At 70.3% G+C, this 15,313-nt stretch carries 13 protein-coding genes and 1 pseudogene; 7 read left to right on the top strand and 7 right to left on the bottom strand.

Translation table 11 applies throughout. From position 1 onward, the window contains the following. Positions 1–55: 55 nt before the first annotated feature. The 5 genes from ACPPVX_RS17170 to ilvD form a co-directional block, all read right to left on the bottom strand. Positions 56–1,369, bottom strand: a complete 1,314-nt coding sequence (locus ACPPVX_RS17170) for a bifunctional o-acetylhomoserine/o-acetylserine sulfhydrylase (RefSeq protein WP_426571796.1) — start codon at positions 1,367–1,369, stop codon at positions 56–58. Positions 1,370–1,428: 59 nt separating this feature from the next. Further along, positions 1,429–2,997 (bottom strand): ArnT family glycosyltransferase, encoded by a 1,569-nt coding sequence (locus ACPPVX_RS17165; RefSeq protein ID WP_426571795.1) that lies wholly within the window; start codon positions 2,995–2,997, stop codon positions 1,429–1,431. Between the two features lie 43 nt (positions 2,998–3,040). Beyond that, a complete protein-coding gene (gene ilvN, locus ACPPVX_RS17160; protein WP_426571794.1) occupies positions 3,041–3,577 on the bottom strand; it encodes an acetolactate synthase small subunit in 537 nt (178 codons plus the stop codon). Next, entirely contained in the window at positions 3,577–5,379 is a 1,803-nt protein-coding gene (locus ACPPVX_RS17155) for an acetolactate synthase large subunit (RefSeq protein WP_426571793.1), read from the bottom strand. The genes ilvN and ACPPVX_RS17155 overlap by 1 nt, the downstream gene beginning before the upstream one ends. A gap of 290 nt (positions 5,380–5,669) precedes the next feature. Next, complete coding sequence (gene ilvD / locus ACPPVX_RS17150; RefSeq protein ID WP_426571792.1) at positions 5,670–7,409, bottom strand: dihydroxy-acid dehydratase; 1,740 nt, start codon at positions 7,407–7,409, stop codon at positions 5,670–5,672. Positions 7,410–7,570: 161 nt separating this feature from the next. On the opposite strand from ilvD, the gene ACPPVX_RS17145 reads away from it, so the two are divergent. The 7 genes and pseudogenes from ACPPVX_RS17145 (at position 7,571) to ACPPVX_RS17115 (ending at position 12,788) form a co-directional block, all read left to right on the top strand. Then, positions 7,571–8,077, top strand: coding sequence for a hypothetical protein (locus ACPPVX_RS17145; protein WP_426571791.1), 507 nt, complete (start codon positions 7,571–7,573; stop codon positions 8,075–8,077). Next, positions 8,074–8,568, top strand: coding sequence for a hypothetical protein (locus ACPPVX_RS17140; RefSeq protein ID WP_426571790.1), 495 nt, complete (start codon positions 8,074–8,076; stop codon positions 8,566–8,568). Before ACPPVX_RS17145 ends, ACPPVX_RS17140 begins: the two co-directional genes overlap by 4 nt. A 171-nt stretch (positions 8,569–8,739) precedes the next feature. After that, a complete protein-coding gene (locus ACPPVX_RS17135) occupies positions 8,740–9,756 on the top strand; it encodes an ABC transporter ATP-binding protein (protein WP_426571789.1) in 1,017 nt (338 codons plus the stop codon). After that, the gene (locus ACPPVX_RS17130) at positions 9,753–10,643 is read left to right on the top strand and encodes an ABC transporter permease subunit (RefSeq protein ID WP_426571788.1); all 891 of its coding nucleotides are present in this window, start codon (positions 9,753–9,755) and stop codon (positions 10,641–10,643) included. Before ACPPVX_RS17135 ends, ACPPVX_RS17130 begins: the two co-directional genes overlap by 4 nt. A gap of 107 nt (positions 10,644–10,750) precedes the next feature. Continuing rightward, positions 10,751–11,614 (top strand): annotated as a pseudogene (locus tag ACPPVX_RS17125) (ABC transporter ATP-binding protein); the annotation flags it as partial. After that, positions 11,614–12,381, top strand: a complete 768-nt coding sequence (locus tag ACPPVX_RS17120) for a hypothetical protein (protein ID WP_426571787.1) — start codon at positions 11,614–11,616, stop codon at positions 12,379–12,381. The pseudogene ACPPVX_RS17125 and the gene ACPPVX_RS17120, both read left to right, overlap by 1 nt. A gap of 35 nt (positions 12,382–12,416) precedes the next feature. Continuing rightward, positions 12,417–12,788 carry a hypothetical protein gene (locus ACPPVX_RS17115; protein ID WP_426571786.1) on the top strand — a complete coding sequence of 124 codons (372 nt, stop codon included), beginning with the start codon at positions 12,417–12,419 and terminating at the stop codon, positions 12,786–12,788. Here ACPPVX_RS17115 and ACPPVX_RS17110 read toward each other — a convergent pair. Then, positions 12,785–13,387 (bottom strand): TetR/AcrR family transcriptional regulator, encoded by a 603-nt coding sequence (locus ACPPVX_RS17110; RefSeq protein WP_426571785.1) that lies wholly within the window; start codon positions 13,385–13,387, stop codon positions 12,785–12,787. The genes ACPPVX_RS17115 and ACPPVX_RS17110 overlap by 4 nt on opposite strands. A gap of 69 nt (positions 13,388–13,456) precedes the next feature. Then, complete coding sequence (locus tag ACPPVX_RS17105; protein ID WP_426571784.1) at positions 13,457–15,166, bottom strand: DHA2 family efflux MFS transporter permease subunit; 1,710 nt, start codon at positions 15,164–15,166, stop codon at positions 13,457–13,459. Positions 15,167–15,313: the final 147 nt, after the last annotated feature.

Genomic DNA, 15,313 nt, shown 5'->3' with positions numbered 1-15,313 from the left:
CATCCATCTTATCGGGCCGGAGGGGCCCTTGTTCACCACCGGCCGCGGGGACCGGTCACTTGGCGGCGGCGAACCCCTGATCGAGGTCGGCGATGATGTCGTCGATCGACTCGAGGCCGACCGACAGCCGCACCAGGCCGGGGTCGACGCCGGCGGTCACCTGCTCGGCCGGCGAGAGCTGGCTGTGGGTGGTGGAGGCGGGGTGGATGGCGAGGCTGCGGACGTCGCCGATGTTGGCGACGTGGCTGTGGAGCGAGAGGCCCTCGACGAACTTGGCGCCGGCGTCCTTGCCGCCGGCGATCACGAACGCGGGCACCGAGCCGTAGCCCCGGCCGGCGGTGATGGCCTTGGCCCGCTCGTGCCACGGCGAGTCGGGCAGCCCGGCGTACTGGACGCGCTCGACCTGCGGGTGCTCGGCCAGGTACTCGGCCACCACCTGGGCGTTGGCGTTGTGGCGCTCCATGCGGAGGCTGAGGGTCTCGAGGCCCTGGAGGAGCAGGAACGAGTTGAACGGGCTGATCGCCGCGCCGATGTCGCGGAGCAGCTGGACGCGCGCCTTGATGATGTACGAGCCGGCGCCGAGCGCGGGCCAGAACGAGAGGCCGTGGTAGCTCGGGTCGGGCTCGGTGAAGCCGGGGAACTTGTCGTTGGCCGAGAAGTCGAACGAGCCGCCGTCCACGATGACCCCGCCGATGGACGTGCCGTGGCCGCCGATGAACTTGGTGGCGGAGTGCACGACGATGTCGGCGCCGTGCTCGAACGGGCGGATGAGCCAGGGCGACGCGACGGTGTTGTCGACGATCAGCGGGACCCCCACCTCGAGGGCGATGGCGGAGATGGCGGCGATGTCGAGGAAGTCGTTCTTGGGGTTGCCGATGGTCTCGCCGTAGAAGGCCTTGGTGTTGGGCTTCACCGCGGCGCGCCAGGCGTCGAGATCGTCGGGGTCGTCGATGAACGTGACCTCGATCCCGATCTTCGGGAACGTGTAGTGGAAGAGGTTGTAGGTGCCGCCGTACAGCGACGCCGACGCCACGATGTGGCTTCCAGCCTCGGCGAGGTTGAGGATGGCGAGCGTCTCGGCCGCCTGGCCCGAGGCGACGGCCAGCGCGCCGGGCAGCCCGACCGCGGTGGTGGTGGCCCCTTCGAGCGCGGCCACACGGGCCTCGACCACACCTTGGGTGGGGTTCATGATCCGGGTGTAGATGTTGCCGATCTCGGCCAGCGCGAACAGGTTCGAGGCGTGCTGCGAGTCTCGGAACTGGTACGAGGTGGTCTGGTAGATCGGCACCGCTCGAGCCCCTGTGGTGGGGTCGGGCTCCTGGCCGGCATGGATCTGTTGGGTCTCGAAACCCCAGGCGTCGTTGCTCATGGCGGGCATCGTATCGGCAATTTCCTACCAATCAAGTAGGGAATCGGCGTCGAAGGGTCTCACGTGCCGCCACCGGGATCGGCGTACCAGACCTCGAGGCGACCGACGTGGTGCACCACCAGCCCCTCGGACCGCGCCATCGCCCGCACCTCGTCGGCAGTCCCGGCGGGCAGCAGCGGCACGTCGCGGGCATCGAGCACGAGCAGGTCGAACGGGGCCGACGCGTCCGTGAACCCGATCTGGCCGCTGACCGCATGGGGGAAGTAGCGGTCCACCGCCTCGCCCTGGTAGCGCACCGCCGCAGGGTGCACTCCGGCCGCGTCGAGGTCGTCGGTCAGGCGGGCGTAGTCGCCGGGCTGGAGGTTGGCGGTGGCCACCGTCGCGGCCAGACCGCTCCCCGCCAGCAGCACGGTGGCGATCACCACCGCAGTCGTCGCGCCGGGAGCCCGGCGCCCCCTCCCGACCAGGTCGGCACCCACCGGGGACGGTGCCGCGGCGGCATCCCCCGGCGGGCGGCTCGGTGCGCCGCGGCGGGCCAGCTCGACCAGCCCCATCGACGCCAGGAGCACGGAGAACGGCGCCCAGAGGATGTAGTAGTGCGGCAGGGCGACCGTGGACAGCAGGTGGAACCCGAGGAGCGAGACCAAGATGGCCGTCACGTAGTCGATGCTGCGGCGGCGTCGCCCCACCCAGGCCCCGACGATCCCGATCAGCAGGCCGGTGCACGCCGCCCACCCCATCCCCCGCCACTGGTACAGCAGGTGCGAGTACCGGGCCTCGTGGTCGATGAGCTTCCCGTCCACCACCAGGAAGTGGCCGGTGCGGGCGTGGTCGAGCTGGTAGTCGATCAACGTGCGCAGGTGCCCAGGACCGGTCGTCCCGAGCGGCAGGTAGGTGAGCGGCAGGACCACCACGGCCAGCGCGGCGATCACCGCGGCGCCGCCCAGCACCGGCCCGACCGACCGCCGGCGCCAGATCGCCATGGCCACCACCGGCACCACCACCACGATCGCCGTCGGCTTGAACGCGGTGGCCGTCCCGATCAGCAGGCCCGTGGCCACCGCGTCGCGCATCCGGGTGTGCTGGATCCAGTTCCAGCCCGTCAGCGTGGCTCCCAGCAGGGCCACCACCATGAACGGCTCGAGGTAGCCGAAGCGATCGGCGCGCAGCGGGCCCACAGTTTCGTGGCCGAGCACGAGGGCCCGCGGCAGCGCCGCCCACATCGCCGCCGCGGCCAGCCCCGCGGTGCGGCTGTGGAGGCGCTTGCCCACGAGGTACAGCAGCCACACCGCGGCGACCGACGCCAGCGCACCGCTCACCCGGATCCCCCACCGGCCCTGGCCGAAGGCCAGCTGACCGAGGCCCATGAACCAGCGGATGGCGACCGGGTGGCCGTCCTCGAGCCCCCAGGTGCCGTGGCGCACCGCCTCCCAGGCATAGGCGCCGTCGAGGGACTCGTCGATCTTCCAGTCGGCCGTCCCCAGCCGCCAGAACGAGTTGAACACGGCGAGCACGGCGATGCCCGCCATGGCCACCACGGTGCCGCTGCCGAGGGGAGCGGCCGCGGGTGGGCCCGCGGAGCCGGGCGGGTCGGGCGCGTCGACGAGCGGGGCCCCGGTGTCCGTCACGACGGTGACGCTACGGCACCGCCGATCGCCGGGTGCGTCTGGGTCAGCCCGCCTTGGCGCCCTTGACCGAGCGGAGCCGGCCTGCGTCGCGATCGAGCTTGGGCAGGGCGATGCGCCCGGTGCGCTGGATGTCGGCGATGCCGAACGGGCGCAGCATCTCCTCGAAGTCATCGACCTTCGACGGGTGGCCCTCGAGCGACACCGTGAGGGCACCGTGGTTCACCGCCAGGATCTTCCCCTCGAAGATGCGGACCAGCTCGGCCACCTGGTGGCGCTGGTCGCCCGGGCAGCGGACCGTGGCGATCATGAGCTCGCGCTCGACGGAGTGCGACGGGTCGAGCTCGACGATCTTCACGACGTTGATGAGCTTGTGGAGCTGCTTCACGATCTGCTCGAGCGGCGCCGAGTCGACGTTGACCACGACCGTGAGGCGGCTGAAGCGCTCGTCCTCGGTGGGCGCGACGGCCAGGGAGTAGATGTTGTACGCCCGCCGCGAGAACAGGTTGACGATGCGGGCGAGCACGCCCGCCTTGTTCTCGACGAGGACGGACAGGGTGTGGTGGGCCAGGTCTTCGGACATCAGTCGCTCCCCTGCTCGGTGCCACGTGCCTGCTGGAACGGCGGGACCTGGACGTCGGAGTTGGAGTGCCCCGCGGCGACCATCGGGAAGACCTTCTCCGACGCATCGGTGCGGAACTCGATGACGACGGGCCGGTCATCGATGGCGTTGGCCTTGTCGATGGTGGGCTGGATGTCGTCGGGGTGCTCGACGCGGAAGGCGACGCAGCCCATGGCCTCGGCCCACTTCACGTAGTCGGGCAGGTCGGGCGACAGGTACACCTCGGAGTAGCGCTCCTCGTAGAACATCTCCTGCCACTGGCGGACCATGCCGAGGTAGGCGTTGTTCAAGATGGCGATCTTGACCGGGATGCGCTCGGCCGCGGCGGTGACCAGCTCCTGGGCGGTCATCTGGAAGCAGCCGTCGCCGTCGATGGCCCAGACCATGCGGTCAGGCCGGCCGACCTTGGCACCGATGGCCGCCGGGACCGAGAAGCCCATGGTGCCGAGGCCGCCGGAGTTGACCCACGTGTACGGGTGCCGGAACTTCCAGTACTGGCTCGTCCACATCTGGTGCTGGCCGACGCCGCTGGCGACGATGCAGTCCTCGGGGGCGGAGTCGCGCAGCGCCTCGAGGACCATCTGCGGCTTGAGCAGATCACCCTCGGCGGGCTCCTCGTAGGCCAGCGGGTAGGTCTCCTGCCAGCCCGACAGCGTGGAGCGCCACGCCGTGATGTCGGGCTTGTCGGTGCCCTTCTCCAGCAGGGCCTTGATCTCCTTGACCAGCTCTTCGATGATCAGCCGGGCGTCGCCGACGATCGGCACGTCGGGGCGGCGGACCTTGCCGAGCTCGGCCGGGTCGATGTCGGCGTGGATGATCTTGGCGTGTGGAGCGAAGCTCGGGACCTTGCCGGTGACCCGGTCGTCGAACCGGGAGCCGAGCGCGATCAGCAGGTCGCTCTCCTGCATCGACATGATGGCCGTGTAGTTGCCGTGCATCCCGGGCATGCCGAGGCACAGCGGGTGGTCGTCGGGGAAGGCGCCCCGGGCCATGAGCGTGGTGACGACCGGGAAGTCAAGCAGCTCGGCGAGCTCCCTGAGCGCCTCGGCGGCCCGCGCCTTCAGGATGCCGCCGCCGGCGTAGATGACCGGCCGCTCGGCGGCGAGCATCATCGCCGCCGCCTCCTTGATCTTCTTGGGGTGGCCGACGGTGGTGGGCTTGTACCCGGGCAGGGCGGCGACGACCTCCTCGTCGGTCGGCCACTCCCATTCCATGGCGCTGTTCGGGTTGGTGGGGTCGACGATGTCCTTGGGGATGTCGACCAGGACCGGACCGGGACGACCGGTGGTGGCGATGTGGAACGCCTGGCGCACGGCCATCGGGATGTCCTGCGCCTTGGTCACCAGGAAGTTGTGCTTGGTGACCGACTGCGTGATGCCGGTGATGTCGGCCTCTTGGAACGCATCAGTGCCGATGGCGGCCGTGGGCACCTGGCCCGTGATGCAGACCATGGGCACCGAGTCCATGTAGGCGTCGGCGAGCGGGGTGACGATGTTGGTGGCACCGGGGCCACTGGTCACCATGGCCACGCCGGGCTTGCCGGTGGCGTGGGCGTACCCCTCGGCCATGTGGCCGGCGCCCTGCTCGTGGCGCACGAGGATGTGGCGGATGGGCGAGTCGATGATCGGGTCGTACACCGGGAGGATGGCCCCGCCGGGCAGGCCGAAGATGACCTCGACCCCTTCCATCTCCAGGGACTTGATGAGTGCCTGGCCTCCGTTGAGCTTCATGGTGTTCCCTTTGGGATTCGGTGCGGTGTGCATGCAGGTGGGCGGTGGTTCCTGCGGCGCTCCTTGCAGTCTGCCCGGTGCCGCATCCGGCGCCGAAAACTGCAACGACCTCCCGTTGGGGAGGTCGAGAAGCGCACGCGGATGGTGAAGACGGCGTGCGCTACGTGAGTACTACGAGGATGGTCGGCGTCTTCATCACCTGCGAAGTATGACGGACCCCCACCGATCTGACAACCCGGTTTCGCTCACCCACCTCGGGTCTTCTGGTCGATGTTCCACCGCAGGGGTGGATGTTCGACCAGAAGACGGGATCGGTCCGCTCGTCAGCGAGGGTTGGTGATGGCGCCGGTCTCGGCGCCTTGCACGAGGCGGGCGTACTTGCCGAGCACGCCCTGGGTGTAGCGCGGCGGGTTTGGGGTCCAGCCCTCCTTGCGCTTGGCCAGCTCGGCGTCGTCGACCAGCAGGTCGAGCTTGAACTGGTGGACGTCGATCACGATGCGGTCGCCGTCGCGGACGAACGCGATGGGCCCGCCGTCGACGGCCTCCGGTGCGACGTGGCCGATGCAGAAGCCCCACGTGCCACCCGAGAACCGACCATCGGTGATGAGCGCGCAGTCGGAACCGCGGCCGGCACCCTTGAGCGCGCCGGTGATGGCGAGCATCTCGCGCATGCCCGGACCGCCCTTGGGACCTTCGTAGCGGATGACGATCACGGTGCCGGGCTGGATCTCGCCGGCGAGGATCGCGTCCATGGCGCCGTCCTCGCCGTCGAACACCCGGGCCGGGCCGTCGAACAGGAGCTGGTCGGCAGAGAGGCCGGCCACCTTCACGACCGAGCCCTTGGGGGCGAGCGAGCCGGTGAGGATGTTGAGGCTGCCCTCGGCGTGGATGGGCGCATCGAGCGGATGGACGACGACCCCGTCGGGCGCCGGCGGGTCGATGGCCGCCAGGTTCTCGGCGATGGTCTTGCCGGTCACCGTGAGGCAGTCGCCGTGGAGGAGCCCCGCGTCGAGCAGCTCCTTCATGACCACCGGGACGCCGCCGATGCGGTCGAGGTCGGTCATGTGGAACTTGCCGCCCGGCTTCATGTCGGCGATGTGGGCGACCTGGCCGGCGATGCGGTTGAAGTCGTCGAGGTCGAGATCGACGCCGGCCTCGTTGGCGATGGCCAGGAGGTGGAGCACGGCGTTGGTGGAGCCGCCGAGGGCGTTGGTGACGGCGATCGCGTTCTCGAACGCCTTCTTCGTGAGGATGTCGTGGGTGGTGATTCCCAGGCGCAGCAGGTTCATGACCGCCTCGCCGGCGCGGACGGCATCGTCGTCGCGGCGACGGTCGACCGCCGGCGGGCTGGCCGAGCCGGGCAGCGACAGGCCGATGGCCTCGCCGATCGACGACATGGTGTTGGCGGTGAACATGCCGCCGCACGCACCCTCGCCGGGGCAGGCGGTGCGCTCGATCTCGCCGAGCTCCTCCTGCGACATGTTCCCGGCGGCGACGGCGCCGACGGCCTCGAAGACCGACGTGATGTCGGTGGCGGTGCCGTTGTGGTTGCCGGGCAGCGTGGAGCCGGCGTAGACGAACACCATCGGCAGGTCGAGGCGGGCGGCCGCCATCATCATCCCGGGCAGCGACTTGTCGCAGCCGGCCAGGCCGATGAACCCGTCGAGGCGCTCGGCGAACACCACGGTCTCGACCGAGTCGCAGATGACCTCACGCGACACGAGTGAGCCGCGCATGCCCTCGTGGCCCATGGAGATGCCGTCGGACACCGAGATGGTGCCGAACTGGATCGGGAAGCCGCCGCCCTTGCGCACGCCGTCCTTGGCCCGCTTGGCGAGGCGCTCGAGCGACAGGTTGCACGGGGTGACCTCGTTCCACGACGAGGCGATGGCGATCTGAGGCTTGTCCCAGTCGTCGTCGGTCATGCCGACAGCGCGCAGCATCGCCCGGCTGGGCGCGCGGCGGTAGCCGTCGGTGACGTCGCGGCTCCGGGGCTTGATGTCCACCGACGACTCCGAGGGATCGGAGGGTGCCGCAGGGGTGGAATCGGTCGGTTCAGCCATAGATCGAGACGGTACTTCCGGCAGCTGAGAGGAGCCGAACCGTTTGGGTCCGTCGCGCCTGCTCCCTCTCTGGCGCATCAAACGACAGCAAGACTGGCGCCCCGTCATGTCAGCACATCTCTGGTGTTTCCATGTTCGAACCCTGAGATGAGGAGGCGGACATGCCGCACAAGGATCACCCCACCACCCACCCCCACGGCTTGCTGCGACCGTCGCTGGTTGCCGGGCTGCTCGTGCTCACCCTGTTCGGCACTGGCTGCTTCCGGATGGTCAACACCAAGACGTACGCCGTCGGCTTGGAGACCAACCGGGCGAACCTTGTCATCCACACGGCATCTACCAATGGGCTCTACAGGATCGGCAAGGCCGGCGGGCCCACGGTGAGCAGGTCGGTCGTCTTGTCGCAGACCCCGTCCAAGATCCCGATCACCGTGAAGCAGCGAGCCGCGATCTGTGTCGTGAACCTGGCGCTGTGCGCCAGCGCCGATCAGATCGGCCGAACCTTGGTGAGCTGGTTCAAGAGCGACATCCGCAACCGCGGCGATTTCTGGGAGGCCCTCAGCTACGCCGGCCAGCACGGTCGGTGCTTCGCCTGGACGTTCGCGCCCTCGAGGAACCTGACCCACAAGGGTGTCGGTACCTCCGGCTGCAAGCGGGGCGACGCATGAGCCGGCGCTCGTCGTCAGGCACGACCCTCGCGATCATCGCCGCCGTCCTGCTGGCAAGCTCGCTCAGCGGGCTGGTCTACGCCCTCGCGACATCCTCCGCCAACGACCCCGACGACCCCTCGAACTGGGACGACTCGGCCGCCACCATCCGCGACTGGTGCGACAACGTCCAGGCCTACGTGGGCCCGACCCACGCGGCCCGATCGTTCACCATGCTCACCCGGTCCGCCATCGCCGGTGATCTCAAGCGCCCCGCCGACGAGCCCCCGACGTCTCCAGCGAAGGATCTCGATGCCTGGCAGGCCCGCCACGAGTTGTTCGTCACCTCGCAGTACCTGCAGGCCCTCGAGGGCTACCCGCACGAGACCGCCCTGGACGAGGGGCTGCTCAAGCTCGGACTCGGGCAGGCCAAGCGGGGAGCGAGGATCGATTCGTCGCTGCTGGCAGGCGCTGGCCGCTCCCTGGACGCATACGAGCGGCACCGGTGCTGACGGGCGGGCCATCGCCCAAGATCGCCATGGGACCGTCATGAGGACATCGCCCCGGTGCTTGGCCCGTTGACGGCGGAGACGAAGGGCATCGCAGTGTTCGACCAACTGGCGAGGGAGTTGTGGCGGAGGGCGCGCCGCGAGCCGGCATCGCTAGCTCCTAGGTTGCACGTCGTGGGCGAGGTGATCGAGGTGCGCGGGGTGGTGAAGCGCTGGGGGCAGACCCTGGCGCTCGGAGGAGCCACGTGCAGCGTCGGACCGGGCGTCACCGGGCTCCTGGGCGCCAACGGGGCGGGCAAGACCAGCCTCCTCGGCCTGATCCTCGGCCTCGACAAGCCCGATGAGGGCCAGATCAAGGTGTTCGACATCGACCCGGCCACCGCCGGGCCCGACGTGCGAGCGCTCCTCGGCTACTCGCCCGAGCACCACCTGCTGCCGCCCGACGTGAAGGCGGTCGACTTCGTCCGCCACGTCGCCGAGATCCACGGCCTCCCGCGCCGAGAGGCCACCAACCGGGCGTCCGACGTCCTCTGGCAGGTGGGGCTGGGCGAGGAGCGCGGTCGGCCGCTGGGCACCATGTCCACCGGCCAGCGCCAGCGGGTGAAGCTGGCCCAGGCTCTGGCGCACGACCCGCAGCTCGTGCTGCTCGACGAGCCCACCGACGGCCTCGATCCGATGCAGCGCGACGCCATGCTCGAGCTGATCCACCGCATCGGCCACGAGTTCGGCATCACGGTCCTGCTGTCGTCGCACCTGCTCGAAGAGGTCGAGCGCATCTGCGACGCCGCCATCATCTTGAGCGGCGGCGTGGTGGCCGCGGCGGGATCGCTCGACTCGCTGCGCGGCTCGGGCGAGGGGGTGGCCATCGAGTTCGACGGCGACCAGCAGCTCATCGACGCCACGCTCACCACCATCCACGGCACCGGGGCCCAGATCCGCCACGACACCCGTGGCTACGTGATCAGCGGCGACGAGGGCCTGTTCACCACCGTGCGCGATGCGGTGGCGGCGAGCGGCGTGGGCGTCCGGCGCCTCGGCCGGCGCACGGTGTCGCTCGAAGAGGTCTTCCTCGGCGTCGGCGCCGGAGCGGACCCGGCGCAGGACCCGCGCCTCGCCGGGCTGCCGCCTCCACCGGCAGCCCTGCCCGCTCCCCCGGCTCCGCCCGGTCGGCCTCCGGTGGGGCAGCCGTGAGCGCGCCCGACACCTTCTCCGGCGCCGACGCCCAGATCCTCGACCGCGGGTACCGCAAGTACGACGGGCCCCGCACCGGGGTGACCGGCGCGGTGCAGGCCGTGGTCCTCCACAGCATCCAGCGGGCGCTGGGCATGCGCCGCAGCGTGTGGGCCAAGATCCTGCCCACCATCACCATCGCCTTCGCCTACGTGCCGGCCATCGTGTTCGTGGGCATCGTTGCCCTGTTCCCCAAGAACCGCGCCACCGACTTCCTGCTGCCCGGCTACGGCGACTACTACGGCTACGTCATCTCGGCGATCATGATCTTCGTGGCGCTCGTCGCCCCCGAGGTGCTCTGCACCGACCGCCGCACCGGCATGCTCGGCGTGTACCTGGCGTCTCCGCTCGACCGCGACAGCTACCTCTTCGCGAAGGCCACGAGCATCGCCGCCGTCTTGTCGCTGGTGTGCCTGGGCCCGCCGCTGCTCATGTTCGTGGCCAACGTCCTGCAGAGCACCGGCCCCGATGGCGTCGGCGACATCATCGCCACCGGGTGGCGGGTGCTCCTCAGCGGCGCGGTCATCACGTCGCTGTTCACCGGCATCACCATGGGGCTCACGAGCCTGACCGACCGGAAGGCGGTGGCCTCCGCCACCATCATCTTGCTGTTCCTGGTCTCGATCTCGATGACCGCCACCATCCACGCGGCGGGCGCACCCCGCGGCGTCTACACGCTGGCCCCCACGCTGCTCGGCCTGGAGCTGGCCCAGCGCATCCACGGCGACTACAGCCCGATCATGCGCGGCGTCCCCGACATCACCATCTGGATCGCCTGGGCCGGCTGGACCGTCGGCGGGTTCGCTCTGGCCCGCAACCGCCTCCACCACCTGCCGGTGACGCGATGACCGCCCCCGTTCCGGCCAGCCCCGCCCCGCCTGTCGGCGACGGGCCCATGATCCAGGTCGACAACGCGTCCAAGTGGTTCGGCGACGTCGTCGCGGTGTCCGACGTCTCGTTCAGCATCGGGCCTGGTGTCACGGCCCTGCTCGGGCCCAACGGCGCCGGCAAGTCGACGCTCCTGCGGATGCTCTGCGGCCTCACGCCACCCGACCGCGGTTCGGTGCGCATCTTGGGCCAGGACCCTCGCACCGACCTCGCCGTACGAGGCCGGATCGGCATCGTCCCCCAGCAGGAGGCGATGTTCGAGGCCTTCACCGCCTTCCAGTTCGTCCGCCTCGCCGGGCTGCTCCACGGCGTCCCCGACCCCGACGCGGCAGCCCGCTGGGCCCTCGGCCTCGTGGAGCTCGACCCCGACGACCACCGGAGCACCACCACCTACTCGAAGGGCATGAAGCAGCGGGTGAAGGTGGCCCAGGGCCTGGTCAACGATCCCTCGGTCATGGTGCTCGACGAACCGCTCACCGGGCTCGACCCGCGCCAGCGAGCCCACCTGATCGAGCTCTTCGGCCGTCTGGGCGAGCAGGGCCGGTGCGTGATCGTGTCCAGCCACGTGCTCGACGAGGTCGAGCGGTTCGGATCTCGGGTGCTCGTCGTGGCGCAGGGACGGCTGGCGGCCACCGGAGACTTCCGCGCCATCCGGGACCTGATGGACGACCGGCCGCACCGCATCCGCGTCCGCACCGACAAGCCCCGGGAGCTGGCCACCGAGCTGATCGCCCGCGCGGGCGTGCTGGCGGTGCGGCTCGAGCCGCCGTCAGCCGGACGGCCGGGCGCGGTGATCGTCGAGACCACCGACGCTCCCCTGTTCCGGCGCTCCGTCGCCCTCGCTGCCCAAGCCGTCGATGGCGCCATGCTCGAGGTGGCCCCGCTCGACGACGACCTCGACAGCGTCTTCCGCTACCTGGTGCAGCGCTGATGGCCACGCCGCAGACCCACGTGCCCGGAGCCACCGCTCCGCAGGCCCCGCAGCTCGGACGGGTCCTCCGCGCCGAGTACTGGCTGCTGCTGCGCAGCGTCTGCACCCGGGGCCGCCTCATCGCCATCGGCGCGCTCGCGATGTTGAGCGTGTTGACGGCGCTGATCGTGCGGCTCGGCAACGAGCACGACGGCGTGCGCGCCGGGGTCGATTACGTCAACACCAACGTGGCCACGCTCATCCCGGTCGCCGTCTTGGTGTTCGGCGCCGCCACCATCGGCGACCTCATCGACGACGGGTCGCTCGTCTACCTGTGGCTCCGCCCGATCCCGACCTGGGTCCACGTGGTCGCAGCCTGGGCCGCCACGGTCACCGTCGTGGTGCCCTTGGTGCTGGTGCCCGTGGTGGCGTCCACCGCCATGATCGACACCTCGGCGTCGCTGCTCGGCGCTGCCGTGCTCGGGGGCCTCGTCGCCACCGCCGCGTACTCGGGCATCTTCGTGATGCTCGGCGTGCGCTTCCGACGAGCGCTGCCGTGGGGGCTCGTCTACATCTTGATCTGGGAGGGCTTCATCGCCTCGGCCGGCAAGACGGCCACGAAGCTGGCCGTGCGCTCCTACGTCCGGTCCATCCTCACGTCGATGACCGGCGTCGAGCTCAAGCTCGGCAACTACGCGCTCTGGGTCGGCATCACCGTGCCGCTGCTCGCCGGCGCCGTGGCCCTGCTGTACGCCAGCCGGCGCCTCGCCAAGACCGACGTCGCCTGATCGGGCCTTCCCCCCGGCCCGCGTAGGGTCCTCGCGTGACCGTCACCGACCTCGCCGTAGCTGCTGCGGCCACCTACTTCGCCGTCTTCGGGACGGGCTTCGTGTTCAAGCCGGAGCTGGTGGAGCGGTTCGCGCTCCGGTGGACCGACCCGGCCGGCAAGACCGAGGTCCGCTGCTACTACGGGGCGGTGTCGTGGGCCCTGGCCGGGTTCCTGGTGTACCTGCTCACCCAGGACCTTGCCGTCGAGGCGCTGACCGGAGTGCTGTTCCTCGCCACCGCGGTGTTCGCGGTGCGGGTGATCGGCACGATCGTCGATGGCGGACGGACCCACCCGTACACGCGGATGGCGATCCCGGTGGAGGCCGCGTTCGTGGTGGCCGTCGCCGCGGTGCGGTTCCTGGCCTAGGAGCCGACGGCATCGGGGCTGATGCCCCGCAGCACCCGGTCGACCAGGGCGGCGATCACCTTGGGGTTGACGGGGGCCCCGCTGAAGTAGAGGCGGTACATGATCGGGCCGGTGAGCTGGTCGACGGTGAGGTCGATGTCGATCCCCTCGGCGATCTCACCGCGGTCGCGGCCGCGGGCGAGGATCGCCGCCACCGGACCACGCCGGTCGGCCACGAACGAGCGCAGCTGCCCGGCCAGCTCCTCGTTGAGCGCGGCCTCGGCGGCCAGCGCCGGCATGAGGCGCACCGCAGCCTGCTGGGCTTCGGCCTCGGCGAGCGGCTCGTAGTAGGCGATCAGGTCGTCGCGCAGGGTGCCCGTGTCGGGCTCGAAGACCGGCAGGTGGCCGGCGGCGAGCGCGTCGAGGACGAGCTGCTCCTTGCCCGACCACCGGCGGTAGATGGTGGCCTTGCCCACGCCGGCCCGATGGGCGACGGCGTCGATCGTGAGACCGCCGAACCCCGACTCGGCGAGCTGCTCGATCACCGCGGCGAGGATCGCTTCGTCGGCCCGGGCATCGCGAGGACGACCGGGCCGCCGACGTTCGGTCTCCTCCGTCACGTGGCCAGTCTCCCCCACCGAGGCGCCACGGGAGCGCACTGCGGTGGAGGAGGAGGTCCGGCTCATCGCTCAGTCCTCTGGGGGACGGTCCCCGGCGGTCGCCGAGGCGAGCTCGTGCTCGTGCTCCTCGAGGTGCGACTCGTCGATGGCCTCCTGGCGGGCGAGGGCCGCCTCGGTGCCGCCGATGCCGAGCGTGGAGCGCACCTCGACGGCGTCGTCCTCATCCATGTCGACCGCGCCGGCGACCGGCGCGGCGTGCGCCGGCAGGAAGACCAGGGCGACCAGCGCGCCCACCAGGGCGATGGCGGCGGAGACCAGCAGGCCTCGACCCATCGAGTGCGAGAAGGCCTCACGGGCGGCGTCGGCGATCTGGTGGCCGATCGGCGTGTCGATCGTGTTGGGGTTGCCACCGGCCTGGGCGGCGACGGAGAACGCTCCGCCGATGGAGTCCTTGGCGGCGCCGAGCCCCGCGGCCGGCAGGCCGAGGCCACCGAGGCTCGAGGCCATGGCAGGGGCGTACTGCGACGAGAAGACGCTGCCGATGATGGCCACGCCGAGGGCGCCACCAACCTGGCGGGTGGTGTCGTTCATGGCTGAGCCGACGCCGGCCTTCTCCCGGGGCAGGGAGCCCATGATCGATTCGGTGGCCGGGGCCATCGCCAGGGCGATGCCGAGGCCGAGGAGCAGCTGGGCCGGCAGGACCCGGGCGTACCCGAGCTCCGGGGTGGCGGTGGCGGCGACGGCCAGGCCGATGGCGACCGTGCCGAGGCCGCCGGCGACGACCAGCTTGGTGCCGACCCGGCGGACCAGCCGTGTGGACTGCGGCGCCACGACCAGCATCACCAGGGCCAGCGGCACCGAGCGGACGCCGGCCTCGAGCGGCGTGAAGCCCAGCACGTACTGCATGAACTGCGTGAGCATGAACATGGAACCGAACATGGCGAAGAACGTGAGGGTCACGGCCACGTTGGCGGCGCTGAACCGTGGGTTCTTGAAGAACTTGATGTCGAGCATCGGGTGGTCGGTGGTGTTCTGCCACCAGATGAACACGGCCATGGTGGCCGCGCCCACGCCGAGAGCGGCGAGCACCCCAGGTGAGGTCCAGCCCTTGGCCGGCGCTTCGATGATGGCCCAGACGAGCGACACGAGGGCGACGATCGACAAGACCGCGCCGAACGGGTCGAGCTTGGGGCTGTTCTCGGCCTTGGAGTTGGGCAGGAGGAAGTAGCCGGCGGGGAGGGCGATGGCCACGACGGGCACGTTGACCAGGAACACCGAGCCCCACGAGAAGTGCTCGAGCAGCCAGCCGCCCAGCATCGGGCCGATGGCGACGCCGACGCCCGAGAGCCCGGCCCAGATGCCGATGGCCTTCGCCCGTTCGGTCGGGTCGGTGAAGATGTTGGTGAGCAGCGACAAGGTGGCGGGCATGATCAGCGCGCCGCCCACACCCATGAACGAGCGGGTCAGGATCAGGAACTCCGCTGACGGGGCGAAGGCCGAGGCGATCGAGCCGATCACGAAGATGAGCAGGCCGAGCGACAGGGCGGAGCGCCGGCCGAACTTGTCGCCGAGGCTGCCGGTGGTGAGCAGGAGGCCGGCGAACACCAGGGTGTAGCCGTCGATGATCCACTGCAGCTGGCTGGTGGTGGCGTGCAGGTCGGCGGACAGCCGAGGCAGGGCCACGTTCAGGATCGTGTTGTCGAGGCTGACCACCAGGAGGCTCATGCAGAGCACCCCCAGGGCGATCCAGCGCCGGTCGTATGCGGTCTTCGTATCCATCGGCCTTGCCTTCTGCTCGGTTGCACGGCGCCGACCGGTCGGCCGCTGGGGGTGTGGGAGGACCAGCGGCCGCTGCCGGTCGGCACCGTGCGATTGTGGCTATTACAGCACCGATCAGTTCCGAAACCATCCATTCTCGGAAGTGAT

Source organism: Aquihabitans sp. McL0605, from assembly GCF_049993875.1.
Classification (GTDB): Bacteria; Actinomycetota; Acidimicrobiia; order Acidimicrobiales; family Iamiaceae; genus Aquihabitans.
This window is presented reverse-complemented; position numbering and strand designations above follow the sequence as displayed.

Bases quoted from the DNA above. Each gene is read 5' to 3' on its own strand.
- ilvD (WP_426571792.1), bottom strand. From the start codon at position 7,409: ATGGCTGAACCGACCGATTCCACCCCTGCGGCACCCTCCGATCCCTCG.
- ACPPVX_RS17120 (WP_426571787.1), top strand. From the start codon at position 11,614: ATGGCCACGCCGCAGACCCACGTGCCCGGAGCCACCGCTCCGCAGGCC.
- ACPPVX_RS17155 (WP_426571793.1), bottom strand. From the start codon at position 5,379: ATGCACACCGCACCGAATCCCAAAGGGAACACCATGAAGCTCAACGGA.
- ACPPVX_RS17145 (WP_426571791.1), top strand. From the start codon at position 7,571: ATGCCGCACAAGGATCACCCCACCACCCACCCCCACGGCTTGCTGCGA.
- ACPPVX_RS17105 (WP_426571784.1), bottom strand. From the start codon at position 15,166: ATGGATACGAAGACCGCATACGACCGGCGCTGGATCGCCCTGGGGGTG.
- ACPPVX_RS17140 (WP_426571790.1), top strand. From the start codon at position 8,074: ATGAGCCGGCGCTCGTCGTCAGGCACGACCCTCGCGATCATCGCCGCC.
- ACPPVX_RS17170 (WP_426571796.1), bottom strand. From the start codon at position 1,369: ATGAGCAACGACGCCTGGGGTTTCGAGACCCAACAGATCCATGCCGGC.
- ilvN (WP_426571794.1), bottom strand. From the start codon at position 3,577: ATGTCCGAAGACCTGGCCCACCACACCCTGTCCGTCCTCGTCGAGAAC.